The organism is Gloeothece verrucosa PCC 7822 (genome assembly GCF_000147335.1).
GTDB lineage: Bacteria > Cyanobacteriota > Cyanobacteriia > Cyanobacteriales > Microcystaceae > Gloeothece > Gloeothece verrucosa.
Genome location: NC_014501.1, coordinates 4,509,076 through 4,531,588 on the forward strand (window position 1 = coordinate 4,509,076; position 22,513 = coordinate 4,531,588).

Sequence of the window (22,513 nt, forward strand, 5' to 3'; positions counted from 1 at the left end):
AAACTTAACCCTCGAGACTGCCTACACTCAAAGGCACAAAATCTCCATGTATCGTTAAGCCTAATAACATTGGCTCATTTTGTTGAATTAACTGTCCTGTTAGGGCACAACTCTCATCTTTCCTGGCTACTGCCTCAATCGTAGCGCGAATATCTGCTCTGCAAAATTTAGGTCGATAGTCTCCTGATTTTTGATGGACATAATTCCAAAGGATATCTCGAATCAATGCCTGATAGCCCTGATTGCCAGAAAGCTCTTTCAGCTTATCTTTGAGGATTCTTTCTAGACGGATGCTAGTGACTTCCATTTCAGTAGTAGAGGTACGAGTTAAGGTTCGCATTATTTTTCTCCAAAAAATAGTAGACAATATCAGTATTACAAGTGTAGTATTAAAAAGACCCCTTTAACAAAGATCAAAAAATTCAATTATGCTTCACTCTTCTCTGTTATCCCCGATTTTTGCCCACCGCCTCCCTAGTGGATGGCAGGTTGAGGCACAGATGGGGGAAAATTTATCTATAGAGAGAGAAAGGGGCAATGAAGGCAAAATTAACCTATTTAAACGCGATTCAGAACGAGATTATCGAATTAATAGCAACGATAACCCTACAGGTATCGCAGTAAAATCAATAACTATAAGCGGGAGGTGCAGATTTAAAATAGCTGTACCAAAATAAAACAAAAACAATCTCAAACCTGACTGCACTCCCGCCTCTGACTAAAACAGAAGCGGGTTTTTTTATCAGTCCACCTTTAAAAAATACTCATTAAATGGTGTAAGTCGTGAGCTATGTAACTGAACCCTTAAATCATTCCGTTGTGGTTTTCTCAAAAAATTACCTCCCCATCAGCCGCGTGAATATTCGACGCGCTGTTATTCTCCTGGTAACCGGCAAAGCTGAACCAATGGATCTTTTATCGGAGGCTATTTGGGAAGTCCGTTCTCCAAATTTAGTTGTACAAGTTCCTCATCAGATTCGTCTGACTCTCAATAGTGGTGATCGCCTCTGGAAAATTCCCCCAGTTAACCGACGGGAGGTACTGCGGCGCGATAAACAGCAGTGTCAATACTGTGGGAGCAAACATAAGCTCACTCTCGATCATGTGATTCCCCGAAGTAAAGGCGGAAAACACACTTGGGATAATGTAGTTATTGCTTGTGAAAGTTGTAACTCTCGTAAAGGTGATCGCACACCCCAAGAAGCCGGGATGATCTTAAAAAGTAACCCTAAAGCTCCCATTCACCCTACTATTGCTTTTGCTGAACAGTTTTGGCAACAACAGCAATTGTGATTTTCAACCGATTTTTCAATTCGATAATCCGATTCAAGGAGAGATTATCTATCATGTTAAAATTAACTTATACAGAAAGCGGCTTTCATTTAGAACGCTTATCACAATCCCTAGAAGAGTGGGTGAATACTCGGGTAATGCTTGCCTTACGTTCAGGAACTCCTATCTATGTAGAACCTAGCGCGGCTTCTTTTTTACTGCCGATAGATGTGCCTTATTTAGCTGATTTAGAAAAGCTAGTTCAAAGAGAACAAGGCGACATTCTAGAGTTATCCGTCTGTGATGAAGAAACGGTTGAAGTCAGCTTACAGGGAACTTGGATCACTAATGATCCAGAAAATGAAGAAGGCGTTTTTGTTTGTCTATTGAGCGATCGCGCTGAATTCTTCCTCGATAAAGTCTGGCAAGAAGCCCATTTTGGGGTTTTCGTGGTGAATGAATAACCTGTTGGCGGCTTGTTCGGTTACGGGGTTTAGCTTGTCGGGTAGGCTTTCGAGCTTCTACCCTGACAATTTTGGCGAAGATCTATAATGTGATCTACATAGTATGCAAAAATAGTTATACTAGACTGATGTTGTCTTCTGGGGCTGTAGCTCAATGGATAGAGCAGCGACCTTCTAAGTCGTTGGTTGTGAGTTCGAATCTCGCCAGCCCCGCTTGAAAAATGCTACATCTCTTTTACGGTAAAGATTAACGGCTTCTCTGTTTTGTTGACTCTAGTATATTTCTAGTAATCAATTATATTTTTCGCTGCAAATAGTAAAAATGCCCTGAGAAAATGTCTGTTAATTTTCTAGTAAAAAGGGATGGTTCAATTTGTGGGTCATGAATTTTAATGCCTCGTCCGTGCTTTGATTTAGACAAAAGAGATTATATATCACGATTCCAGCTAGAAAACGCTATTCTTCCTTGGCAAGCTCGGGCGAATAAAAGCTTAAAAGGGCTTGCGGCTCGTAGCCAGCTAGATCAAAGAATACAAGAACAACCCGACAGCCAAGCCAGCGAAAAAACCACCAAACCAAATTAACTTATACTCCATATCTAGCACCATACCCCAAGTCAAGAAGCTCTCCTAAAAAACTTTCTAAATCTGTATCGGCTTCCATGGCCTTGACCTTGAGAATTTTATATAAATCTTTATCTAATCTAATCCAGGGTCTAAGTCTTTCGCGTTCCATAAGTGTTACCTCTAAAAGCCTTAATTTATTTTGACACTATGGACAAAATATAAGCATCGTGGTTATTACTTGTCCACAGTGTCTAAGGGGACAAGTGATTTTTACATTGTCTTTATAAAAGCTTTTGATTTATAAAGGGTACATTACCTCTAGACTATCTCACACATTTTGAACAACTTCCTGTGTGAGATTTTCAACTATTTATTAAAAATTATGGGACTAACACTTCAACAGATTTTTGGGACAAACGCGACGATAGCCAATGGAGAATTGACCATTAAGCTATCAGATTTGACCAGCGCGGGATTAAGCGGAACCAAACCTTCATCTATCTTTGCATCGCTTCTAAAGCGAAATAAATCTACTTTAGGAGGAGATATAATTAACGACCCTACCGCCGGTGTAAGCGCGGCTTCCTTTGAAAATGGCAGAACTTTCGTGACGCGGGGAACTGAAACTCAGATCAGTGTTCCCGTTACCTTTAACATTTACTTCGCCGCCCCGAGTGACGATTTCGATCCGGACGACACAGTAGGAAGTTGATATGGCTATAACACTTTGTAGCGGCGCGGGGATATGGGAGGTCAGCGTTGACCTCCCGGTATATTCCCCGCCAAAAATTAACTTTAACTGGAATGATGGGGCGGGATGGCAAGAAATTAATGGGACGGATTATTTAATCTCTCAAGTAAGTGGCGTGGGGGACGGGGATGAGGTTCTCGTTTCTTACACCTATAGCTTAAAAAATAGTAGAAGGACTATCATTACAACCAAATCAGAATACTTTCATTATCCAGTAACAATAGTGATTCGTTACGAAGATGGATGGAATAACTTGTATATTGTAGATTATTTTGGCGACAATTTTTTGATTGGGGTAGACCCTACTCAGGCCAGCATTATCAATTATTCAATCCTCTCAATAACCCCTACTGGAGCAGGGGGAGCAACTCAATATAATCTTAAAATCTTTAATAACGATTCCGTTGTTTACAGCAAAACTAGAAGCAATAGCCCTTCTGTTGAAAAAGTCGCTGCTTCCTGTCAATTTAATGGGTTGTACACCCCTGTTTATTCAGAGGTTAATCTTGACCCTAATGCTTTTTTAACCTCGGAAATTAATGGAAAAACCATCATTTTAAAAAGATGCCTTGGGGCTGTACAAAATAATCAAATTTCCTCTAGTTGCTCTCAAGTTGCCAGTGTTTCTGGGAGTTGCGCCGCTCCCAAAATTAAAGCCAGTCAAGAGCCACTATGCCCACCCGGCACTTGCCCTTTAAAATGTGGCGATTGTCTGTGTTGCTACAACGAGTACGGATACTCGGTTAAATCTTACTGTGGAGGTGCAGAGGTTTAATGAGTTGTGAATCGCTCGCTACTAAAGCCGAATTAGCGGCCCTACGCGCTGAATTAATGGGTGGGCTTGCGAGTAAGCCCAGTAATCAAGAGGTTGTCAACATTGTTAACAACTACACCCAACCGATGGAAGGGGTAGATTTCAGTCGAATCTTTTCAGCAATCGGAGCTCTATGGGCAGCGCTCGCTCAAGCAACCGGCCAAATTGCTGATGTGAGGGGGATTGCGCTTCAGGCTTTAGGGACGGCACGAGCGGCATTTGATTTAGCTGGACAGGCCTTTGATAAAGCTGGACAAGCCTTATCAAAGGCTTTAGAAGCTCTTGATAAAGCTAAAAATGCCGAAAAAAGAGCTATAGCGGCGGAATTGCTGGCTCAAGAATGCTTAAAAGTTGCTAATCGTGCTACCGAGAAGGCGAATGAAGCTATTGAGAAAGCCAACCTCAGCATCAAACAAGCTAATAAAGCCTTATACCAAGCTAACCAGGCGATGAAGCAAGCCAATTTAGCTTATCTCCAGGCTATTGAGGCATATAAAAATGCTGAGGTTTGGGGCGTGCAAGGAGTCGCTAGAGCGAATGGGGCTTACCTGTATGCTCAAGAGGTAGCGAGATCGGCTAATCAGGCTTATTCTCGCGCCCTTCAAGCTGAAGCGGATGCCTCTAAAGCCCTTCAAGGGTTAAAAAATCTTAGTGGCTTAGATGTTAGTGGGCTGCAAAAACTAAAATCTTCTGTCGAAGCATTACAAGCTCAAAACCTGATAAATATTGAAAGAGCCATCCAAAATTCCCATCGAGCCGATATTGAGCGGCTGAGAACGGCTCAAACAATTGGTAATTTAGAAAATCAGGTCAGTAATTATCGAACTATCCTCGGTCAACAGAGTTCCGTTATTAATTCTGTACAAAATAACGTGACGGTCATTTCTGGTGGCGGCGGAGCGGGTATTGATTCGATTAAAAATGACCTGTCAATCTTTAGGAATGACCTGTCAACCTTTGCTTATAATCAGTCAACTTTTGATAGAAAGCTTAGTGATTATAAGAATGACCTCTCAACCTTCGCTTATAATCAGTCAACTTTTGATAGAAAGCTTAGTGATTATAAGAATGACCTCTCAACCTTCGCTTATAATCAGTCAACTTTTGATAGAAAGCTTAGTGATTATAAGAATGACCTCTCAACCTTCGCTTATAATCAGTCAACTTTTGATAGAAAGCTTAGTGATTATAAGAATGACCTCTCAACCTTCGCCTATAATCAAACGGCTGTTCAATCTCAAATTAATAACAAAGTAGCCACACTAGAAACTACTGTTACTAACTTAAGTAATACCCAAAATCAAACTAATAACAAAGTAGCCGCACTAGACACGACTATTACTAATTTGAGTAATACCCAAACTCAAACTAATAACAAGGTAGCCACATTAGACGCTACTATTACTAATTTGAGTAATACCCAAACTCAAACTAATAATAAAGTAGCCACACTAGACACGACTATTACTAATTTGAGTAATACCCAAACTCAAACTAATAATAAAGTAGCCACACTAGACACGACTATTACTAATTTGAGTAATACCCAAACTCAAACTAATAACAAAGTAGCCACATTAGAAGCCAGCGTTACTAATATACAAACACAGGTTAATGAAGTAGATGTGAAAGTAACTGAAGAAGTTAAAAAAATAGGAATAACTCTTGATGGATTAGTCCCAGTAATAGGAGGAATTGCTATATCTACTGGACTTATTAAAAATCAAACTTCCTTACCTAAATTAGCCGAAGCGGCTGAAACGGGAGTTTGCAACGCCTCCAAGCCAGAAGGCTGCTTAGGAGCTCCATTAAAGCAGATGAAAAACGGGATTGATACGAGCGTATACAACACAGCAGGGATAGGCGGATTAGCATTACAGAATGCGACGATATTAAATAATACAATAAGTATTTTAAATTTACTTAATACTGTTTGGGCGTATCTTCAAACTTTTTCTAATTTTGTTACTGGAAAATTTGAAAAATTGTGGGAACACCGATTAGTTGATAGAGCGTTAGCCGCCGCTAATTTAGCTTGTACTATCCATAATGCTTTAATGTTATCAAATAACATTGCCCTCACCCTAGGCAGTGCAATTGATAACATAGGGCAATTGATAGGAATTAAGCCGCCAGAAGGAGCGGCTACAACGATTACAGGAGCGATTGGACACGCTTTTGAATCGCTGGCTAAATCGGTAATTGGGGCTGAAAATTACGCCGAATTATCTTTACAATTTGCTTTAGCAAATAGAATTTATCAAGCGGGAATCAATATATTAGATGCCGCTACTAATATGCTTTATGGAATATCCGAAGGATTAGAAACTATCGCTCAGATGGGCGGTAAAATTGGAAACGCCTGTAAAAAATCTGGCTTGTTTATCGAATCAAGCTTAGATTGGTTTAGCGAAAAGTTTGTCTTTAAAATTGGGCGTTTGGGCGGAATAATGCGATTTCTGCAAACGGGTCAGGTAATGGCTGAATCGGTAGAGCAAATCACTTCTTCAGCCTTAAATGTTGTTGAAAGTGCCAAGCAAATAACAACTGAAGTCAAGGATGTACAAAAAGATATTAAAGATTTACAAGACAAGCGAAAAGCCGACGAGAATAAAGCTAAGACTGATTCTAAACAACCCACAACTACAGATGATGATATAGTTCAACCCTCCCCTAATTAGTATGAATTTACCTCCTAACTTTGACGACTGGGAACACCATCAATCTACTCTAATGCAAATTCATAACCGTAGAGTAAGACGCGCCTACTCAGATTTAGGTGGAGAAGATTGGGTTCCCGATATAACTACTGCTAGAGGGGGTCTGCGTGTAGCGTGTACCATAAAAGACTCAGACAATGCTTTAATTTGCTTAAGCAAACAATTGCTTTTTTGGCTTGATTTGGGCTTCATTTCCGACTATATTGAACCTATTTACGGCTACCCGGTTGAAGAGGTTCAAGCTAATATCAAATTCAAACCTCAAATAACCCTACACTTTAAAGAGGATGCTAAAGATGTAGAAAAAGGCTTCAGACCGTTAAGGATGCGGGTTAGCTTTAGGCTTGTCAATGAAACTTCAAAAACTATTACTAAAGGAAAATTAATAACTATAGGGGAAAAGATTGATAATAAATTTGGAGCCAATCACGGCTATAAATTTCATAAAGGAAAAGATTTATATACTTATAAGGATGAAGAAAATGGCTATGATTTTCAGTTGTACTCGTTTGCTAAATCAGATGCAAAGGATTTAATAGGAGATGTTTTGCACTGTAACAATGATACTCCGTCGTGGAAACATTTCAAAACACATGAAGATGAAGAACCGATGCAGAATTATCCAACCGTTCCCGACACAGAGATAATTTTCGGGGAAAGGGTTAAGGAAGCCAGAAAAAGACCTGTAGGATACGTTCGCTATGAATATACTTCGGCTTTGGTTAATGGTTTAACCAACCGGCTTATCATTCACGATCGAACACATCGTTTTAATAATGTCCTGGTTCGGGACTAATTTTATAGCCGCTTGTCGTCGGTAAGGCCAAACCCTTAAGGGTTTGGGTGGCGTTGCGGGGTGTAACCTCATCAGTAAACTGGAATTATTGAACAAATTCACGAAACAAACCTAAGACTATGGCTAATACTGACCCGATAGTAGGGCATACATTTACTGTAGGAAGTCAAAAATACTTAATTGATCTCAGAGACGTTTATGACCGTGCGGGTTATACCGTTGGTTCTGCTTTTGGGATTAGTAAATTAACCGAAAATTACACACCGGGAGATAGTGACGATACTATTACAGTCGCCGAAGGGAAAGCGCGTGGATTATTGATGACGATAGCCATTAGCCACAAGGGGACAACCGGCAGATCTAAAGTTTCTAAATTAACCGTGCCCGTCGCCAAAGTTCCTACTGGCTTAGTAGCAGCAAAAGGGAAAAGCCATAATTCCCGTAAGGTTATCAGTGCCCGAATTCCCCGCCGCGTGGTTTTAGGCTAATCAATTCAAATCACATCAAATCAATTTGTACATATATTGAGGAAAAATGACTAAACCTTTTGTTGTCTGGAAACTGACCGAAGATTCTAAAGAATACTTTTTTCTGGCCCCTGAGAATCATTACAACGGAGAATTAACCGCCGCTAAAACAGGAGTTGCTTTGGCATCAGACGAAGAAAAAGTAAAATATCCAATAATTCCTGTTGCTAATTTGCTAAAAAGTCCCGTTGCCAATCGTGTAAATCTTTCTATCCGAATCGGAGCAGGAGCAACCGCAAAACGCCGAAGCTTAAAATTTGTTGTCGCAGCCAGTAAAGTTGATGACACTGAAGCAATTAAATCGGGTGCTTATACAACCGCCAGCAATGAATCTGCCACTATTTTAGGAGCCAACGAACCGCTAAGACGGCGTTACGTCTCCTAGTAACAATGGCTAAATTTGTTATTTGGAAATTGACCCAAGATAACAGGGATTATTATTTCCAAGCTCCCGAAAACCATTACAACGGATCTTTATCTCCTGGAATCACGGGAGTTACTCTGGCCACAGAGGAAGAGAAAGCCAAATACCCAATAATTCCTGTTGCTAATTTGCTAAAAAGTCCGGTTGCTAATCGAGTTAATCTTTCTATTCGTATTGGCACTGGAGCGACAGCAAAACGACGCTCTTTAAAATTTTTAATTCCCGTTTGGAAATTACCATCTGTTGAGGCTGTCAAAAGCGGTAACTATACTACTGCTGATGGACAATCAGCAACCATATTAGGTATTTACAAACCCTTAAAACGAGGATATAAATCCTGATGATCAATGAGGGGAATTGGCAAACTATAGCTCAAGGTAGTTCGCCTAATAATGTCAAGGGATGGGAGTTTACTATTCCTATTCTAGAACCTTGTGATTATGCGAAAATCAGGATTAAATTACCCGCTTTTCCTCATTGGATTAGGATGGGCTGGTTTCGTCAAATCACCTGGGGCATTGATTTTGACGTTTTAACAAAACGTCAACTTCACCAAGAATCAAGATTGATTGAATTGGTTCAAGTTGATGAATGTATCCTAGTTTTCCAAAGCATGGATTACATCAAAAATTACCAATATGAAGTAAAAGTTAGATTTTTAAACTAGGAGGAAAAATGCCTTGTAACTGCAAAAAATGCGCTGGTAATGGCGAATGTCAAAAAATCAAAGTTAACGGAGTAGAATTAATTCCCCGCACTCAAGATGCGGACGGAAATATGTTTGTTGTAACCGTTAACGGGGTTTCTGGTGTTGTTTTTAAGAAAGACTTAGAACAACAACAATAACTTGCTAATCAATAATTGACAACTATCATAAGCCCGCTAATAACGGGCTTAATTTTTAACGAGGAAAGATGCTTAAAAAAATTCGACGACGGGATGCCGGTTTTTTTATCCTGGGAAGCTCCCTAAGCTTGGCTTTTAATAGCCTTAAACCCAAAATTAAGCCTGAAAGTAAAAAGCCAGTCGTAGTTAACCAGACAACAGAATTTAACTACAAAAACTATCCTTATTTCTATCAGCTAGACAATGAAATTGATCCCTACGGAAGTTGTGCATTGACTTCTGTGGCAATATCTTTAGGACATTTTGGTAAAACTGTTTCCCCAGATAGCTTATATCTGGAATGTCAAAAAAGGGGGCTTGATAGATTTTCCCATCTAGATATTAAAAAACTCTTACATGAGTATGAGATTGAGGACAATTGGTCAACCGAGCATAAATGGGCTGATGTTTTTGAGCATTTAAAAAAAGGCTTTCCAGTTATTTTTAGTAGTGAGAATAGTTTCGCGGCTTCGGGTCATGTCATTGTTTTATTATTTTTCGATGAGCTAACTCGTTTATTTATTTGCCACGACCCCTATGGCCGCTTTAAAAACCCTGGTTACGACAACAGCCCAACGGCGGGTAAATTTGTTAAATACTCAGAGCAATTGATTTACACCCAAGCTGATAACGGTAATCTTTCGACTTGGGCACACTTAATCAAACCTTATGCGCCACTTAAACGGGTGATTGGGGATGAGAATTGCTCAAAGCAATTTAAAAACCGAGTGAGGCTAATAGCCAATAACATCAACTGTGACCCATCGGATTTAATGGCGATCATGAGCTTTGAGAGTGGCGGCTCATTTTCGAGCGCCATCAAGAATCAAGCCGGCTCCGGTGCTGTTGGGCTAATCCAATTTATGCCCCAAACAGCCGCCTCGCTCGGAACCTCAACTGAGGCTTTAGGCAGGATGACCGGACTAGATCAGCTTGATTGGGTAGAAAAATACTTTGTAGCCCAATTAGGGGCTAACACCAGTAGAAAGTCCTTAAGCGATCTCTATATGGCAGTGCTTTGGCCGGCTGCTATAGGTAAAAGCTTGAATTATGGGCTGTTCACTAGACCCGGCATAGCTTACAGCCAAAATTCAGGATTAGACGTTAACCGAGACGGAATTATTTCTGTCGGGGAAGCGATCACAAAGGTTCAAGCCCGATTTTTAAACAGGATTTCTTAAGCAGGCTTGGACGGAATCGATTAAGCGACTCAAGCGTTTTCTACACCAAGTTAACCCCTCAAGCATAGTTGAGGGGTTTCTCTGTAAATTTTAGTTAAAACCTTTAATAAAATCCTTCATCTCCTCCACAGAATTTAAAAACCCAGCATACTTTAACTGTCGCCCAAATTGTAAGCCGACATGGTTCCTAAGCTCCTCGTGCTTGTTTAAATCACTATAAAAGCTTAACCATGCGTTTTCTAGTTGATTGAGATCTAGATATTCTAAAGCTCTCTCTTTAGCCCAATTTAAATGCTCTGTCTTGTTCATGGTTATCTTCCCTACCAGCTATCAATTGACAAAAATTTGTCTTCACAGATAGTAAAACGGTAAGTTTCCGTTCCTTGCCAGCTTTTATCATCGTCTTCATCCTGGCAAGTAAAAGTGACTATTTTAGAAACAAAATAAAGGTAATCATCCTGGATTTTCTTGTACTCTACATTCCAGTTATCCTCGCTGTAATCAACTCCTAAAATATTCCCTTCCCCTTTTAAATTATCGAGGTAACGTTTACAAAGCTCAATCAAGTGAATATTAGGATGTTGCGTCATGATTAGATTTTCTCCGTATATTTTTACCGGTGAGCGTTTTTGTACAAAATCGCTCACCGGTTGTCTAATTCGTTGTCCCATTCACGGGCTAATTTGAGAAGCTCGTCCGCAAATCTTTCTGGTACACGAATAGCTTTGGTTTTACCGGCTTTCCAAGTAGGTTTTCTGCCCTGCCCGTTTCCCGCTCCGGCCGTGATCGGTATCCGTTTTTGTACAGAATCGGTCAACGATTCATGAAGAGCTTGTTGGTAATCATAAGCTAATTTAAGCATTGGGGTTTTATCCCCAAATCGTCGGGGTATAGACCAAGCCATGCTATCTGAGCTATATAATAATTGCCTCACTCCTGAGTCTTCTAAAGCAAGGTGCTTCAGCCCAAAGCCATGTAAGCGTAAATCTGGCCGAACTACCTTTATTGATTTAAGAATGTCTTTAATAATCTTGGGGTTTCCATTGCGACGACATACAGACCCAACGCCACACCATGCACCCAAAGATAAGCGATCACCATACATTTGAACGTGAGTAATGTAATCCGCAACTTGGTACCCCTGAATAACCGGCATGATTTGAGTCACACAAGAATAAGCCCGTAGTTGATCGAAGCGCTCGATCGTCAATTGTTGATGAAGTTCAACGGATAAGCCTGTTTTTTCGAGGATAAAAGGTTCACACATGAAATCCTGGCTTACAGCCTGTAGTAAATTTCCGCACCTAGACCAGCGTCCTATTTGATGACAATATTCTTCGACAGAAAATCGATAATGGCCATAGCGGCTAATCTCAGTAAACGCCCCTGAGTCAAGAATCCAGTCTCCAACTTGAAAATCTGACTGCCGCGATCGCAAAGTATTGACACTAATCATAGCCCCGGCAGCCGGAAAAGCTGGGTTAATTATGCTTTTAGCCTGAGAGGGACTACAGCCGATAAAAAATAATGGTGAGGTATTATCTGACGGCTGTAAATGATTTTGTACGTTATCGCTCATGGCTTCTTACCGTTCCTCTGTGGGTGGGTTTGTGGAGGCTTACTAACCACCCGAAACTCTGTTTTGAAATCAATGTTTTTGACTGTATTTGAAAAGACGATTCGCGCATAAAACGGTCCTCTAAATTCTACCCGCCAATATTTCCCCCTATCGCTTTTTAGCTCAATATAATCATTTGGACGTAATATCCAAACGTCGTAAGTCCATTCCTTTTCATTAGAAGCGATCTCGTTTTCTGTGTTGGTGTTCTGAGGCTCGGTTGCTTTTTCTGGGGAGGGTTCTTGTTTGGGTGTAGTTATTTCGGCTTCTGTAACGGTTGGAGTTTCAGGTTTAAGCCAATAGTGCTGTTTATCCCCATTTGCACCATTGACAGGTTTAAGTTTTTTCCAGCCCAACTGCTTAAGTGCTTTGGATACTCGCATTTGTTGGCGTTTATGGTCTGAAGCGTTATTTTCAACGTCAAAGCATTCTCTTAAGACTTCAGTAATGGTTATTTTTTCTTTATGGTTTGTTTCGGCCCAATTGGCGATCAATCCTTCCCATTCGTCATAGTCTCTGAACGCTTGGTTCGATTTCTCTAATTGTTCGTATTCTTCAGGAGTTAGAACCCAAGCATCTACCCCTTGCTTTTTGCCCTCTAAATACTCTTTAACTGCTGATGCCCAGAGTAGCGATCTCTCTGCCTCGAGGGTTTTAAACGGAATCATCCAATTGCTTTGAATAGGGATAACTAAAAACCTGCGGCTACCCGTTTTATCCCTTAAAAAGTCGTCCTCGTTCGTGCTGCCACAGAAAACAAAGCGACGGGGATAGTCTAACGCATCGCGTCCATAGGGCTTGACAAAACAGTCTGACAATTTGGTCATAAAATCTTTAATTTCGCCGGCTTCTCTCTTGGTGACGATTCTTTCAAACTCTCCCCATTCTTGAATCCAACACCGGTGTAAGACCATGAGGGACTGACGACTCTCTAAATTAGAGCCAAAAGACCCGTCAAACCATTCCCCGGCTAGCTTGCGGAAAAAGTTCGTTTTACCAGTACCTTGCTTGTCCGATTTAAGGATAAGCGCATGATCCATTTGACAGCCTGGCTCTAAAACTCGCGCTACGGCCCCGATAAGCCATTTCTTGACAAATACATCATAGATAGGGTTAGACGTGCCTAAATAACGCTGTGAGAGGTTGTCAATGGGCAAAAACTGGTTGGCGGCATAACAGGCTTTAAGATATTTTTCTACTGGGTGATAGCTGTTTTTCTTGGCTACATACAATAGAGCATCAATTAAATGGTTGGGAGCAGCGTCAATTAAATACTCTTCGATTAGCCAGTACCTCAACTCGTTCCCTAATTCCAGAGGTTTACCGTTTAACTCTACTCGTTGAGTAAGCTCATTAAAAGCTAATTTTTTTCCAAAATTACGTTGAATGAATTCAAGTAATTTTGCGGCGGAAATTCTATGGATTTGTTGCCGGTCGCAATACTCACCGAGTAATATTCTTTCTTCAAAAACCTCATCTAATCTACCCTCTCCTGCTTTAGCTATTAGATCATCTATTCCTTTTCCTTCTTCTGGCTCCCACAGAAGAACGGAAACATTAACCCCCTCGGTTTCTAATAGCTCTCCTAATCGTTTAGCCGCTCGAAAAACGTCAATCTTTGTGATGAACTTGGCATCCTGATCAAAGGCGATGCAGAACTCTCTACCGGCTCTACATAACGCTTTTAATGGGTCGATTAATTGTCCTGTTTCACTTCTCCATCCTGTAGTAATTCCAGGTAGGGCAATACAAATATAGCCGGTGGATAAAACACTAGCGGCTTTTTTCGCTCCTTCAGTGATAATTACTGGTAAAGGATTATCAATGACCCACTGCCAAAATTGAACTTCTGGAATATATCCACCTGTCGGACAGTCTTGTTTTAAAACTTCGCAAACTTCTTCATGTTTATCTAGCTTGTTAGCGATTTTTATCCAGTCTTCTTCAGCTATTTTTAAAGAGAAAAGTTCGGTCTGTGCATGGGGAGGATGTTCATATTTAATTGGCTTCCCGTGAATCATTCTAGGGGTATTTGGTTTAAAACATCCCCACTCTGATTCCACTCCATAGCATTGATTAGCCAGGGAATTAGAGTTAAGTGTAGTGAGGTCTATTCCTGCCCCACACCACCATCCACCGTCGTCAAGATGGGAATAATTTTTAATCCACTTATCCCTTAATCTTCCATCATTTCTCCTTTCTTCTACACCCAAACTATATAATAAATGTGAATAACAGCTATTTCCTTGCAAAGAAACAAAATTCAGTGCTATAATTGTTTCAGAGATTTTGGAGTCGTTTAGCTCTTTTCTGTGGCGTTCTAACATCATGATTCCCTTCCTTTCCCCTCTGTTTAGAGGGGACTTTTTTTTATTCCTGTTCTGTTAATTGTTTAATTTGTTCTTCTAACTCTCTGATTCTCTGCTGGTATCTTTGTATGGGGTAAGGAGATTTCCAGAGGTCAGACCATTCGTCATACGCGCCAAAAGAATCAAAATCTTTAAGCCCTTCTTGTTGAACCGTCCTCAACGTCTCGATGGCTCTTTCAGCAGCAGGAATTATCGATTTTTCATTAAGTAAATTCCTTACTCTGTGAGTCTCATCTTTGACTGATTCTAGAACAATGACAATAGCTCGAAAATAGCTAATTACTTTGTCACAAAGGTCAAAAAGCTGTTTTCCTTCTTTTGTATATCGACTGTTAATTTTATTGATAGTCCACCGCAAATAGTCTATAGGAGTTCTATTGGAGTCATATTTTTCTACAGACATTTTTTTACGTAAAAGCTCGTGATCATGTAATAACAAATCCCACTTGTTTAACCTGTCTAGAAAAATAATTTCATCCCCTGAATACAAATAAACTCCCTCTCCTGCTTTAAATAGAGATGCTGCCATCCTATTTGCTAATTGTGCCGATGATATGGTTATTTGAACGTTATCAGATTCGTTAATGTCTGTTGTTCGAAGATGTAATAAGTTAGCTATTAGTTCTAGAGTTATTTCTTTAATATTCATTTTTTTTCTATCTCCTCTATTTCTTCAGTGAGTTCAAGGTATTTGTCGGGAATGGGGATGTCGTAGAAGTGACACAGCTTCCCAACGGCTTGGATGGTCTGTTTGAGATCTAGAACGCTCGACGATATTTCTTCAGGGTCATGTTCTAAAGCTTCTAGCCCGATGATCATCACAGGGAATAAGCCCGATAGTTCGCTGGCCTGAGCAATTGTTAAGCCCTGGGCTTCTCGAAATTGCTTGAAGACTTTACCGATTGTTTGCTGAGGATGAACTAAAGGAGTCTTTACCGGTCTAGTGTTGTTTAGCTCCCGCATAAACTCGTCTGCTAGTTCGATCGCTGATAGATACAGCTTTTTGTTTATGCACGTCTGGACTTGTCTCGAAAAATTAACGTAGTCTTTAGTGCCGGCTAATAAGCCCCGTAGGGCAGCAGCCGCAAAATAATCTCGCCTAGATATCTCGTTTTGAGGTATGTTGTAATTCATTCTTTTTTTTTGGAAGTAATGGAGGGTGTTTAGCCCTCCGTTTTTGTGGGAGTAACTTCAACGAGTGCGATCGCACAGTGGTTGAAAGAAAAAAAGTTTTTTAGCGTTTTAGAGAAAAAGGTTGATCCACTACGGCTAGAACCCTTGCACAGTCTGAAATTCCAGGCGGATCTACCTCTGGAGGTTCGGTTGATCCGACAGCAGTTAATGATTTTTTGAAAACCTTTCCCTTGAAAGATGTTAGATTATTCATAAGTTTTATAGTTTTGAGTTTTGCGGAAATTTCTTTCCGCTTTTTTATTGGACTTGATAAGGGCTAAGACAGGGTAAATGTCAGGACGACTTGAGAGACTGGAAAACGATAGAAGCATTTGTCTTGATGAACTTGATGAATTTTGGTCATGAGTTTTTAACAAAGTAGGAAATGTAAAAGAACGTAACAACCTATTGAGTTCTAGATACGTCTTTTTGATGGTTACAATCGGAAAGTTTGCTTTTTGACTGTACATTATGTATTCTTTGTATTTAGATTCTGGGGAAGAATAATTTCTTAATCCCATTTTTCTAAACCTATTTAACTCTACCAGTATAACCATGACTATTTCAACCTTTTGGATGTATTTCGACGAAACAAAACTTAAAGAAGAGATTGAGATTTTCTCCAGCTTCTCTACAATACCAAATTGGAGTTTAGAAAAACTCAGGAGAGTTTCTGTCTATTACCGTGACCTAGTTAAAAATCATTCAAACCACTTAGCTTTAATGATTTCTCGATTACCTGAAACTCAGTTTAAAAGTTTAATAGCTGAGATTTTGAATGACGAGCAAGGAAATGGTTATTATCACAAATCTCATCTGTTCCTCTGGGATAATTTCCTGAAGTCTATCGGGGTTAATGATATTAAAAGGAATATTGATATTCCAGATAAAATGAAACCGTTTATTGAGAACAGCAGCATTGACTTTGTTGTGGGCCTTGAGGGCTTGGGGGTAGAGTGTATTTGCTCTGTCTATTTGAGCATCTTTGAGAAATTTCTCAAGAAGCACCCTTATATCCTTCAACATTATGACAAAGTTGATTGGCTGTTTTTTGATATTCACGTTCGCGGAGAAGATATACACCATAAAGAAAAAATCAGAAAAGCGGTAGATGATTTAATTGAGTCTCGGCAAATTAATCCTGATTTGGTTCTTAAGGGATATAACAAAGCCAAGGAAGCTTGGCGACAAACTTGGTGCGACTGGATTAATTTGCCAGAAGAGAAAGCTGTAGAAGCTTTGTCTAGAGCTTAATTTACTACTTGCTCATTAATTTTGATGGGCTAGTAATAAATTTTCAACAAGGGAGGATGTGACACTTTTAAAGTATTCACTTCCTCCTTTTATTCTGGCTACAGTAACAATTCCTTCAAAGGAACCTATTATCATAGCTGCCTCATCATTTGACAGGGTAATTTCTGGTGATACATTTTGGGAAATTTTAAGAACCCAGTTTACTTGTAAATCAAAGAAGTTCCTTAGCTCCTGTTGTATTGATTCAGACAAGTTGTTAAATTCTGGAAGCAAACAAATACACAAACAGATTTTACGGTTGTCGGGTTCTAATACCTTGGCATAGGTATCAATTAGGCTTTGTAAACTCTCTCTTAGGGAGAGGTTCTGCGCTTCTATTTCATCAAGGATGTCAGAAAAATCGTTTTTGTACTTGATTACTGTTTCCTTAACTAAATCCTCCTTGCTTTGAAAGTGATGATATACATTAGTTCGACTGGTTTCGGCTAATTCGGCCACTTGCTCTAACGAGAATGAACTATACCCCTTAGATTGCAGTAGGCCTTTACAAATCGAGAGAATTTTTTCTCTGGTTGAGTTTTCTGACATTGTCTTGTTACTGGTTTATTGAATTTGCGCGACTGACAGGCCGGCCTGTCAGTTTTAGTGACCCTATTTAACTTCACCAACAAAACCTATTGAAAAACCTATGAAATTTGATTTTCTCTATTTTTTTTATTGGTTGATATTAAATTGGGTGCTTTTGATAGATAGTATCTAAGAATTCTCTAATTTTTGCAAGTTCCTCCAGAATGTCCAGTTAAATCGCTAATAACAACTATAGATAATAGTCAATATATATTATGATATATATTGCTATATAACGGGTTTTATCTAAACTATGAATAATCTTTGCGGCTAACAGGTTGTAGCAAAGCCTTGAAAGCACTATAATTGGTTTAACGCTTCATACCACGTACCAATGCAACAAGTGCAAACATAACGCGCTTCGTTATAGGTAAAGGCGTTAGATTATTCATTCGTTTTACAAGAAGGTTGGGGTCGTCTCCCGGCCTTCTTGTTTTGGGTGGGTACAGCCGCACATCCATCCAAAACGGCCATCTCAACAGTTTTAGTTTGCCCTCTGAATACCTCCTGTTGTTGTTGTTGAATAGAAGATAGCAAGACGATGTGTTTACAAGCGCCTTCGCCTTGCTACTTCTAAATCGATTGACGTAGGCAATTGCCTACATTACAATTATGAATAACAAAACTAAGAATTTGTCAAGGGGTAACAAAGAAAAATCAATGCTTGACCAATTGCTCCAAAAGTTGGAATTGAGCTATAACGATTTTGCTGCTTATTTAGGGATTCATAGGACTCACCTATGGCAATACCGCAAAGGCAAAAGAGAGTTTCGCTTAAATTGGGAGCAAGTCTTGAAATTGGACAAGCTTTTAGAAAAAGTTGAAATGAAAATTTCTGACTTACCCCCTGACTGGTACTTAGACCCAAACCAGAGAGAACATGACGAAAACACTACTGACTATACAAACGCTTCTTACTCGGGGCAAGCCCGCTCAAAAAGGTAACAAAGAAAAATCAATGCTTGACGAGTTGTTGGAAAAATGGGGCTTTGAGACTTATAACGATTTTGCTGACTTTTTAGGAGTCCATAGACAAACCTTTTGGCGATATCGCGTAGGAGAAAGAGAATTCCGCCTAAATTGGCAGCAAGTCTTGAAATTAAACAAACTCCTTAAGCAAATTGGCAAAGATATTGAAGACCTACCCCTTGACTGGTACTTAGACCCAAACCAGAGAGAACATCTATGAACATATGACAGATGACAACAAAGTTTTGTCAAGGGGACAAAAACAAAAATCTATGCTTGACCAACTCCTAATTCTTTGGGAGCTTGATTATAAAGGCTTCTGTGAAATCCTTAAGATTGATTACAAAAACTTATGGCGTTATCGCCAGGGGCTGAGAGAGTTCAGGTTAAATATGGAACAGATTGCGGAGTTGGACAAGCTTTTAAAAAAGGTTGATAAACGATATTCTGACCTACCCCTTGACTGGTACTTAGATCCGAATCAGAAGGAACAACACGATGAAAATACTACCGACCAGACAAATTCTTACTCAGATCAAGCTCGTTAAGTGCGATCGCTACCCCGTTGGGAAAAATAAAAAAAGTTTTTTGGCGTTTTTTCGAAAAAGGTTGATCCGCTACTCCCGAAGCCCTTACACAGAGGGCAATTCCAGGCGGATCAACCTCTGGAGGTTCGGTTGATCCAGGTTGATCCAGGTTGATCCGCTAAAATCTTAAGGAAAATTTCCTAGGTTTCCTATAATTGTTGTTCTGTAAGGGTTACAGAACAAAATAGACAACGATTTAAAGTAGGTAAACCTATAGGTTATACTAAAGGTAAAATAGGTAAATTTGTAGGTTATATTAAAGGTAAAATAGGTAAACTTATCGAGTTATTACCTATGCCGAAGCATAAAAACGTTGTACAGTTTTCGCTTAACGAAGAGCAACTATCAATACTAGCAAACCTGGCTAATCCAAACGAATCAATCGGACTTTGTGCTAAACGATTGTTATTAAAGGTTATTGAGCAATCAAAGCCGATAGATACTGTTCAATCAGAAATGCTAGAAAAACGCTTAGAGTCCTTGCGAGAAGAGTTACAAACTTACATAGATCAAAAATTGGAAAGACTTGATCAACTAGAAGTTTCGGTAAACGAGCTTCACGGCTACATAGACTCTTGTGAATTACCTATGTAATGTAGGTAAAAATAGGTAAAAATAGGTAAATTAGATATGGAATTACCTGTAGATAACGTTCTGGTTCATATCCTCTTAAATCCTTACAGAGCAAGAATTATGGGAAACCTAGAAAAATTTCCTTAAGATTTAGCGGATCAACCTGGATCAACCGAACCTCCAGAGGTTGATCCGCCTGGAATCGCTCACTGTATAAAGGCTTCGGGAGTAGCGGATCAACCTTTTTCGAAAAATCACTAAAAAACTTTTTTTATTTTTCCAAACGGCGTGCGATCGCAAATCAACAACAGGAGTAAGCATGGTAGTAGTCAAAAAGAAAGCTGATATAGAACGTATGGCCTTTATCCTCGATCAAATATTAGGCGGCTTAAAAGGCAGTCCTTTCTCCTGGGGGCAGGGGCAGCAGTGGGCATGGGTTCCCGTAGCCCGTGAGTTAGGGCTTGACCTATTAACCATCAATCAAATTTCAAAGAGGGGTTATAGGCTCAAGCGTGGTGTTCAGCCAGTGGGAAAAATTTACCTTGGCTCACCTATTGGCTTATGGTGCAACGTTTATTTATTACAAATTCAATGCGTCAAGCTTGAGGACAACAAGCAACTAAGCCTGAACTTAACTACACAAGAATCAACAGGAGAATAGAGTTATGGCACGACCTAAAGGTAAAAAACTGGCAACCTTTGAACTAGATGAAACTATATGGGAAACCTTTAAAGAAAAATGTACAGACCAGGGGCTTACCGCCTCGTCTGTCCTGGTGAATTTTGTTCGACAATACTTAGTGTCGGTCACAGCCCCAGAACCACCAATAGCCCCAGAGTTACCGACGACGCAAGCTAAACTTACTGACCCTGAAGAATTTAACGAGCTAATCCAAAAAGCTGTAGATGAGCGATTACAAAAGGAGGTGCGGCTAGGCTTGAGACAATATTTAGATGCTCAATACATCAACGGAGGGTTAGATCAGCATCTTTTACAGAGGGTAGATTTTCATCTAGAGAAGGCTCTAGGGAAAAATCTAAAGTACATACAGCAAATGATTAAGGAAGCTGTGAGAACTGCCCCTCTTGGTAGTGGTGGCCGACAAAAGACGCTTTTGGGTAGAATCAGCAACTACAAAAAGCAACTTGAGACGGCCACTAAAAAGAAAACAAGAGAAAAGCTCAACAATCTTATAACTATTGCCCAGAGAGAATTACAGGCATTAGAAACACATCTAGATGAGTCTCTAGATAAGCCGCTAGATGAGTCTCTAGATAAGCCGCTAGATGATTCTCTAGATGAGTCTCTAGATGAGTCTCTAGATGATTCTCTAGATGATTCTCTAGATGATTCTCTAGATGAGTCTCTAGATGATTCTCTAGATGATTCTCTAGATGATTCTCTAGATGATTCTCTAGATGATTCTCTAGATAGTTCTCTAGATAAGCCGCTAGATGAGTCTCTAGAGCCAATTGCTGAAACTACACAGAATTCTGTAGGGCAACAAGAAGCTGACGAGCCTTCCCCTACGGTCATAGAAAATGACTGGCTCAAGCTCATCGAAGAAGGTGACCGCGTCGCGTATAAAGGTCAAGAGGCAACTGTTTTTAGGGTTTTAAGAAATTCGCTGAAGCTGTTGTCATTAACTGAGGCAAAAACGATCACCGCTCCCATTGGAGAGGTTGAACTTATCCAAAAAAACTTTGTAGGGAATCAAAGCGCGGCTGACCGATTCCCTACACAAAATCCTGTAGGGAACGAGCAACCGGCTGATTCATTCCCTACAGAAAACGATGAGCATGGCTTAACCCTAAAGATTGGGCACAAATACTATCTCAAGACCGATGGACGCGAGATATTTATTGTTAAAGTCTGGAAAAAACGCGCTCGGGTCTCTACACGAGATTTTGAGGAATTTAATGTCGATTTAGACGATATAACAGACAAAAGCATTCAGCTTGAATTGTCGCTTGTTAAAGAGGAAGCTGTCCCCGATGGCCACCTGCCTAATGGATGGACAATCAGCGAGAGGGAGTCCCCCAACAGCGCACCGGACGAGATCAAACGACAAAGACTCCAGGGGGAAAAACAAACCCTAGAGAAAAGAATCCTCAACTACAACCAGCAAATCAAAGGCAAGCTGCCCCCCTACCCCTCGGCAGCTACTAAGAAAAAAATTAATGCCAATATCAAGCAATGTCGAGACAAGATAAAGGAAATTGACCAAAAACTAGCCCTAGCCGTCTGCATCGAGGTAGCTGTAGAGAATCAAGACGCGGCTGATCATACTCATGTGGCTTTATGGGAAAAAGAATCTCTAGAAACCACTCTAGATGGTTCTCTAGAAACCACTCTAGATGGTTCTCTAGAAACCACTCTAGATGGCTCTCTAGCGGCAGATACTTTTTATTTGATTAATTATCAAAAAGACGGTAAGACTTTTGGCTGGTGGGCTGGTGGCGATTGGACAGATCAAAAAGAATATGCGTTGCATTACTCCGAAGCGGAAGCCGAACGCTTGATGAGGGGATTAACAGAAGCAAATCCTGAGTTTGATTTTTCTCTGGAACCTGTGCCAACATCAGAACCTTTACCGACTGCTCAAGATGGCTCTCTAGAAATCACTCTAGATGGCTCTCTAGAAACCACTCTAGATGGTTCTCTAGATACCACTCTAGATGGTTCTCTAGATACCACTCTAGATGGCTCTCTAGCAGCAGGAGCATTGGACAAGCCATTAACCTTTGAAGACACCTTATATCAATTAGGTGAAATATCCCTTTCTAAAAAGAATTCCAACTCAAAACGTGACCCTTACTATTCAAAGAAATCAATTATAACTAGGATGTCTAGATATCCTTTACCCGACGGAATGAAGTGGGACTTAAGGACTCTAAACAAAATTATCAAAGAACATCACATTGCCCTTTGAATAAATAACC

The 22,513-nt window shown here is 40.1% G+C and carries 30 protein-coding genes and 1 tRNA gene; 21 read left to right on the forward strand and 10 right to left on the reverse strand.

Features of this window, described 5'->3' with window-relative positions; genetic code table 11:
- Positions 1-4: 4 nt before the first annotated feature.
- Positions 5-340 (reverse strand): hypothetical protein, encoded by a 336-nt coding sequence (locus CYAN7822_RS20035; protein WP_013324074.1) that lies wholly within the window; start codon positions 338-340, stop codon positions 5-7.
- 443 nt (positions 341-783) lie between these two features.
- Between CYAN7822_RS20035 and CYAN7822_RS20045 the strand changes: the two genes are divergently transcribed.
- The 4 genes from CYAN7822_RS20045 (at position 784) to CYAN7822_RS20060 (ending at position 2,320) form a co-directional block, all read left to right on the forward strand.
- On the forward strand, positions 784-1,293 hold the full coding sequence (locus CYAN7822_RS20045) for an HNH endonuclease (RefSeq protein ID WP_013324076.1): 510 nt from the start codon (positions 784-786) through the stop codon (positions 1,291-1,293).
- Between the two features lie 53 nt (positions 1,294-1,346).
- The gene (locus CYAN7822_RS20050; RefSeq protein WP_013324077.1) at positions 1,347-1,736 is read left to right on the forward strand and encodes an alr0857 family protein; all 390 of its coding nucleotides are present in this window, start codon (positions 1,347-1,349) and stop codon (positions 1,734-1,736) included.
- Positions 1,737-1,876: 140 nt separating this feature from the next.
- Positions 1,877-1,949, forward strand: a tRNA-Arg gene (locus CYAN7822_RS20055).
- A 179-nt stretch (positions 1,950-2,128) separates the two neighbouring features.
- On the forward strand, positions 2,129-2,320 hold the full coding sequence (locus CYAN7822_RS20060; RefSeq protein WP_013324078.1) for a hypothetical protein: 192 nt from the start codon (positions 2,129-2,131) through the stop codon (positions 2,318-2,320).
- A gap of 1 nt (position 2,321) precedes the next feature.
- On the opposite strand, the gene CYAN7822_RS37800 is transcribed toward CYAN7822_RS20060, so the two are convergent.
- On the reverse strand, positions 2,322-2,471 hold the full coding sequence (locus tag CYAN7822_RS37800; protein WP_013324079.1) for a hypothetical protein: 150 nt from the start codon (positions 2,469-2,471) through the stop codon (positions 2,322-2,324).
- A 213-nt stretch (positions 2,472-2,684) separates the two neighbouring features.
- Here CYAN7822_RS37800 and CYAN7822_RS20065 point away from each other — a divergent pair, with 213 nt between their 5' ends.
- The 10 genes from CYAN7822_RS20065 to CYAN7822_RS34710 all read left to right on the forward strand — a co-directional run bounded on the left by CYAN7822_RS20065 (position 2,685) and on the right by CYAN7822_RS34710 (position 10,400).
- Positions 2,685-3,014, forward strand: coding sequence for a hypothetical protein (locus CYAN7822_RS20065; protein ID WP_013324080.1), 330 nt, complete (start codon positions 2,685-2,687; stop codon positions 3,012-3,014).
- A 1-nt stretch (position 3,015) separates the two neighbouring features.
- The gene (locus CYAN7822_RS20070) at positions 3,016-3,828 is read left to right on the forward strand and encodes a hypothetical protein (protein ID WP_013324081.1); all 813 of its coding nucleotides are present in this window, start codon (positions 3,016-3,018) and stop codon (positions 3,826-3,828) included.
- Positions 3,828-6,548: a hypothetical protein gene (locus CYAN7822_RS20075; RefSeq protein ID WP_013324082.1), complete on the forward strand. Its 2,721-nt coding sequence runs from the start codon at positions 3,828-3,830 to the stop codon at positions 6,546-6,548. Before CYAN7822_RS20070 ends, CYAN7822_RS20075 begins: the two co-directional genes overlap by 1 nt.
- Position 6,549: 1 nt before the next feature.
- Positions 6,550-7,383: a hypothetical protein gene (locus CYAN7822_RS20080; RefSeq protein WP_013324083.1), complete on the forward strand. Its 834-nt coding sequence runs from the start codon at positions 6,550-6,552 to the stop codon at positions 7,381-7,383.
- Positions 7,384-7,502: 119 nt separating this feature from the next.
- Positions 7,503-7,871 (forward strand): hypothetical protein, encoded by a 369-nt coding sequence (locus tag CYAN7822_RS20085; protein WP_013324084.1) that lies wholly within the window; start codon positions 7,503-7,505, stop codon positions 7,869-7,871.
- Between the two features lie 46 nt (positions 7,872-7,917).
- A complete protein-coding gene (locus CYAN7822_RS20090) occupies positions 7,918-8,295 on the forward strand; it encodes a hypothetical protein (RefSeq protein ID WP_013324085.1) in 378 nt (125 codons plus the stop codon).
- Positions 8,296-8,300: 5 nt separating this feature from the next.
- Entirely contained in the window at positions 8,301-8,675 is a 375-nt protein-coding gene (locus CYAN7822_RS20095; RefSeq protein ID WP_013324086.1) for a hypothetical protein, read from the forward strand.
- On the forward strand, positions 8,675-9,001 hold the full coding sequence (locus tag CYAN7822_RS20100) for a hypothetical protein (RefSeq protein ID WP_013324087.1): 327 nt from the start codon (positions 8,675-8,677) through the stop codon (positions 8,999-9,001). Before CYAN7822_RS20095 ends, CYAN7822_RS20100 begins: the two co-directional genes overlap by 1 nt.
- A gap of 8 nt (positions 9,002-9,009) precedes the next feature.
- A complete protein-coding gene (locus tag CYAN7822_RS37805) occupies positions 9,010-9,180 on the forward strand; it encodes a hypothetical protein (protein WP_013324088.1) in 171 nt (56 codons plus the stop codon).
- Between the two features lie 68 nt (positions 9,181-9,248).
- On the forward strand, positions 9,249-10,400 hold the full coding sequence (locus CYAN7822_RS34710) for a C39 family peptidase (RefSeq protein WP_013324089.1): 1,152 nt from the start codon (positions 9,249-9,251) through the stop codon (positions 10,398-10,400).
- Between the two features lie 90 nt (positions 10,401-10,490).
- Here the strand turns inward: CYAN7822_RS34710 and CYAN7822_RS20110 are convergent, their stop codons facing one another.
- From CYAN7822_RS20110 to CYAN7822_RS37810, 7 genes are all read right to left on the reverse strand, one after another.
- Entirely contained in the window at positions 10,491-10,709 is a 219-nt protein-coding gene (locus CYAN7822_RS20110; protein WP_013324090.1) for a hypothetical protein, read from the reverse strand.
- Positions 10,710-10,720: 11 nt separating this feature from the next.
- Positions 10,721-11,071, reverse strand: coding sequence for a hypothetical protein (locus CYAN7822_RS20115; protein WP_013324091.1), 351 nt, complete (start codon positions 11,069-11,071; stop codon positions 10,721-10,723).
- The gene (locus tag CYAN7822_RS34715; protein WP_013324092.1) at positions 11,044-11,979 is read right to left on the reverse strand and encodes a deazapurine DNA modification protein DpdA family protein; all 936 of its coding nucleotides are present in this window, start codon (positions 11,977-11,979) and stop codon (positions 11,044-11,046) included. The genes CYAN7822_RS20115 and CYAN7822_RS34715 overlap by 28 nt, the downstream gene beginning before the upstream one ends.
- The gene (locus CYAN7822_RS20125; protein WP_013324093.1) at positions 11,976-14,348 is read right to left on the reverse strand and encodes a VapE domain-containing protein; all 2,373 of its coding nucleotides are present in this window, start codon (positions 14,346-14,348) and stop codon (positions 11,976-11,978) included. Before CYAN7822_RS20125 ends, CYAN7822_RS34715 begins: the two co-directional genes overlap by 4 nt.
- A gap of 40 nt (positions 14,349-14,388) precedes the next feature.
- Entirely contained in the window at positions 14,389-15,036 is a 648-nt protein-coding gene (locus tag CYAN7822_RS20130) for a hypothetical protein (protein WP_013324094.1), read from the reverse strand.
- Positions 15,033-15,521, reverse strand: coding sequence for a helix-turn-helix domain-containing protein (locus tag CYAN7822_RS20135; protein ID WP_013324095.1), 489 nt, complete (start codon positions 15,519-15,521; stop codon positions 15,033-15,035). Before CYAN7822_RS20135 ends, CYAN7822_RS20130 begins: the two co-directional genes overlap by 4 nt.
- Positions 15,522-15,621: 100 nt before the next feature.
- Entirely contained in the window at positions 15,622-15,774 is a 153-nt protein-coding gene (locus tag CYAN7822_RS37810) for a hypothetical protein (RefSeq protein ID WP_013324096.1), read from the reverse strand.
- A 341-nt stretch (positions 15,775-16,115) separates the two neighbouring features.
- Here CYAN7822_RS37810 and CYAN7822_RS20140 point away from each other — a divergent pair, with 341 nt between their 5' ends.
- On the forward strand, positions 16,116-16,814 hold the full coding sequence (locus CYAN7822_RS20140; RefSeq protein WP_013324098.1) for an iron-containing redox enzyme family protein: 699 nt from the start codon (positions 16,116-16,118) through the stop codon (positions 16,812-16,814).
- A gap of 15 nt (positions 16,815-16,829) precedes the next feature.
- Here CYAN7822_RS20140 and CYAN7822_RS20145 read toward each other — a convergent pair whose 3' ends face one another.
- Positions 16,830-17,402 (reverse strand): TetR/AcrR family transcriptional regulator, encoded by a 573-nt coding sequence (locus CYAN7822_RS20145; protein ID WP_013324099.1) that lies wholly within the window; start codon positions 17,400-17,402, stop codon positions 16,830-16,832.
- 699 nt (positions 17,403-18,101) lie between these two features.
- On the opposite strand from CYAN7822_RS20145, the gene CYAN7822_RS20150 reads away from it, so the two are divergent.
- The 6 genes from CYAN7822_RS20150 to CYAN7822_RS39540 all read left to right on the forward strand — a co-directional run bounded on the left by CYAN7822_RS20150 (position 18,102) and on the right by CYAN7822_RS39540 (position 22,503).
- Positions 18,102-18,386, forward strand: a complete 285-nt coding sequence (locus tag CYAN7822_RS20150) for a helix-turn-helix domain-containing protein (protein ID WP_013324100.1) — start codon at positions 18,102-18,104, stop codon at positions 18,384-18,386.
- 13 nt (positions 18,387-18,399) lie between these two features.
- The gene (locus tag CYAN7822_RS20155) at positions 18,400-18,630 is read left to right on the forward strand and encodes a hypothetical protein (RefSeq protein ID WP_013324101.1); all 231 of its coding nucleotides are present in this window, start codon (positions 18,400-18,402) and stop codon (positions 18,628-18,630) included.
- Positions 18,631-18,634: 4 nt separating this feature from the next.
- Positions 18,635-18,958: a hypothetical protein gene (locus CYAN7822_RS20160; protein WP_013324102.1), complete on the forward strand. Its 324-nt coding sequence runs from the start codon at positions 18,635-18,637 to the stop codon at positions 18,956-18,958.
- Between the two features lie 333 nt (positions 18,959-19,291).
- Positions 19,292-19,591 (forward strand): hypothetical protein, encoded by a 300-nt coding sequence (locus CYAN7822_RS20165; protein WP_013324103.1) that lies wholly within the window; start codon positions 19,292-19,294, stop codon positions 19,589-19,591.
- Positions 19,592-19,889: 298 nt separating this feature from the next.
- Positions 19,890-20,231, forward strand: coding sequence for a hypothetical protein (locus CYAN7822_RS20170; RefSeq protein WP_013324104.1), 342 nt, complete (start codon positions 19,890-19,892; stop codon positions 20,229-20,231).
- A 4-nt stretch (positions 20,232-20,235) separates the two neighbouring features.
- Positions 20,236-22,503, forward strand: a complete 2,268-nt coding sequence (locus CYAN7822_RS39540) for a hypothetical protein (protein WP_013324105.1) — start codon at positions 20,236-20,238, stop codon at positions 22,501-22,503.
- Positions 22,504-22,513: the final 10 nt, after the last annotated feature.

Excerpts from the sequence above, each read along its gene's own strand:
- CYAN7822_RS20070 (WP_013324081.1), top strand. The coding sequence starts at position 3,016 with ATGGCTATAACACTTTGTAGCGGCGCGGGGATATGGGAGGTCAGCGTT.
- CYAN7822_RS37810 (WP_013324096.1), bottom strand. The coding sequence starts at position 15,774 with ATGAATAATCTAACATCTTTCAAGGGAAAGGTTTTCAAAAAATCATTA.
- CYAN7822_RS20110 (WP_013324090.1), bottom strand. The coding sequence starts at position 10,709 with ATGAACAAGACAGAGCATTTAAATTGGGCTAAAGAGAGAGCTTTAGAA.
- CYAN7822_RS20090 (WP_013324085.1), top strand. The coding sequence starts at position 7,918 with ATGACTAAACCTTTTGTTGTCTGGAAACTGACCGAAGATTCTAAAGAA.
- CYAN7822_RS20170 (WP_013324104.1), top strand. The coding sequence starts at position 19,890 with ATGGTAGTAGTCAAAAAGAAAGCTGATATAGAACGTATGGCCTTTATC.
- CYAN7822_RS20100 (WP_013324087.1), top strand. The coding sequence starts at position 8,675 with ATGATCAATGAGGGGAATTGGCAAACTATAGCTCAAGGTAGTTCGCCT.
- CYAN7822_RS20165 (WP_013324103.1), top strand. The coding sequence starts at position 19,292 with ATGCCGAAGCATAAAAACGTTGTACAGTTTTCGCTTAACGAAGAGCAA.
- CYAN7822_RS20160 (WP_013324102.1), top strand. The coding sequence starts at position 18,635 with ATGACAGATGACAACAAAGTTTTGTCAAGGGGACAAAAACAAAAATCT.
- CYAN7822_RS20155 (WP_013324101.1), top strand. The coding sequence starts at position 18,400 with ATGCTTGACGAGTTGTTGGAAAAATGGGGCTTTGAGACTTATAACGAT.
- CYAN7822_RS20060 (WP_013324078.1), top strand. The coding sequence starts at position 2,129 with ATGCCTCGTCCGTGCTTTGATTTAGACAAAAGAGATTATATATCACGA.
- CYAN7822_RS20135 (WP_013324095.1), bottom strand. The coding sequence starts at position 15,521 with ATGAATTACAACATACCTCAAAACGAGATATCTAGGCGAGATTATTTT.
- CYAN7822_RS20085 (WP_013324084.1), top strand. The coding sequence starts at position 7,503 with ATGGCTAATACTGACCCGATAGTAGGGCATACATTTACTGTAGGAAGT.
- CYAN7822_RS20035 (WP_013324074.1), bottom strand. The coding sequence starts at position 340 with ATGCGAACCTTAACTCGTACCTCTACTACTGAAATGGAAGTCACTAGC.
- CYAN7822_RS20095 (WP_013324086.1), top strand. The coding sequence starts at position 8,301 with ATGGCTAAATTTGTTATTTGGAAATTGACCCAAGATAACAGGGATTAT.
- CYAN7822_RS34710 (WP_013324089.1), top strand. The coding sequence starts at position 9,249 with ATGCTTAAAAAAATTCGACGACGGGATGCCGGTTTTTTTATCCTGGGA.
- CYAN7822_RS20065 (WP_013324080.1), top strand. The coding sequence starts at position 2,685 with ATGGGACTAACACTTCAACAGATTTTTGGGACAAACGCGACGATAGCC.
- CYAN7822_RS34715 (WP_013324092.1), bottom strand. The coding sequence starts at position 11,979 with ATGAGCGATAACGTACAAAATCATTTACAGCCGTCAGATAATACCTCA.
- CYAN7822_RS20140 (WP_013324098.1), top strand. The coding sequence starts at position 16,116 with ATGACTATTTCAACCTTTTGGATGTATTTCGACGAAACAAAACTTAAA.
- CYAN7822_RS37805 (WP_013324088.1), top strand. The coding sequence starts at position 9,010 with ATGCCTTGTAACTGCAAAAAATGCGCTGGTAATGGCGAATGTCAAAAA.
- CYAN7822_RS20080 (WP_013324083.1), top strand. The coding sequence starts at position 6,550 with ATGAATTTACCTCCTAACTTTGACGACTGGGAACACCATCAATCTACT.
- CYAN7822_RS20130 (WP_013324094.1), bottom strand. The coding sequence starts at position 15,036 with ATGAATATTAAAGAAATAACTCTAGAACTAATAGCTAACTTATTACAT.
- CYAN7822_RS37800 (WP_013324079.1), bottom strand. The coding sequence starts at position 2,471 with ATGGAACGCGAAAGACTTAGACCCTGGATTAGATTAGATAAAGATTTA.
- CYAN7822_RS39540 (WP_013324105.1), top strand. The coding sequence starts at position 20,236 with ATGGCACGACCTAAAGGTAAAAAACTGGCAACCTTTGAACTAGATGAA.
- CYAN7822_RS20150 (WP_013324100.1), top strand. The coding sequence starts at position 18,102 with ATGCTTGACCAATTGCTCCAAAAGTTGGAATTGAGCTATAACGATTTT.
- CYAN7822_RS20125 (WP_013324093.1), bottom strand. The coding sequence starts at position 14,348 with ATGATGTTAGAACGCCACAGAAAAGAGCTAAACGACTCCAAAATCTCT.
- CYAN7822_RS20145 (WP_013324099.1), bottom strand. The coding sequence starts at position 17,402 with ATGTCAGAAAACTCAACCAGAGAAAAAATTCTCTCGATTTGTAAAGGC.
- CYAN7822_RS20075 (WP_013324082.1), top strand. The coding sequence starts at position 3,828 with ATGAGTTGTGAATCGCTCGCTACTAAAGCCGAATTAGCGGCCCTACGC.
- CYAN7822_RS20115 (WP_013324091.1), bottom strand. The coding sequence starts at position 11,071 with ATGGGACAACGAATTAGACAACCGGTGAGCGATTTTGTACAAAAACGC.
- CYAN7822_RS20050 (WP_013324077.1), top strand. The coding sequence starts at position 1,347 with ATGTTAAAATTAACTTATACAGAAAGCGGCTTTCATTTAGAACGCTTA.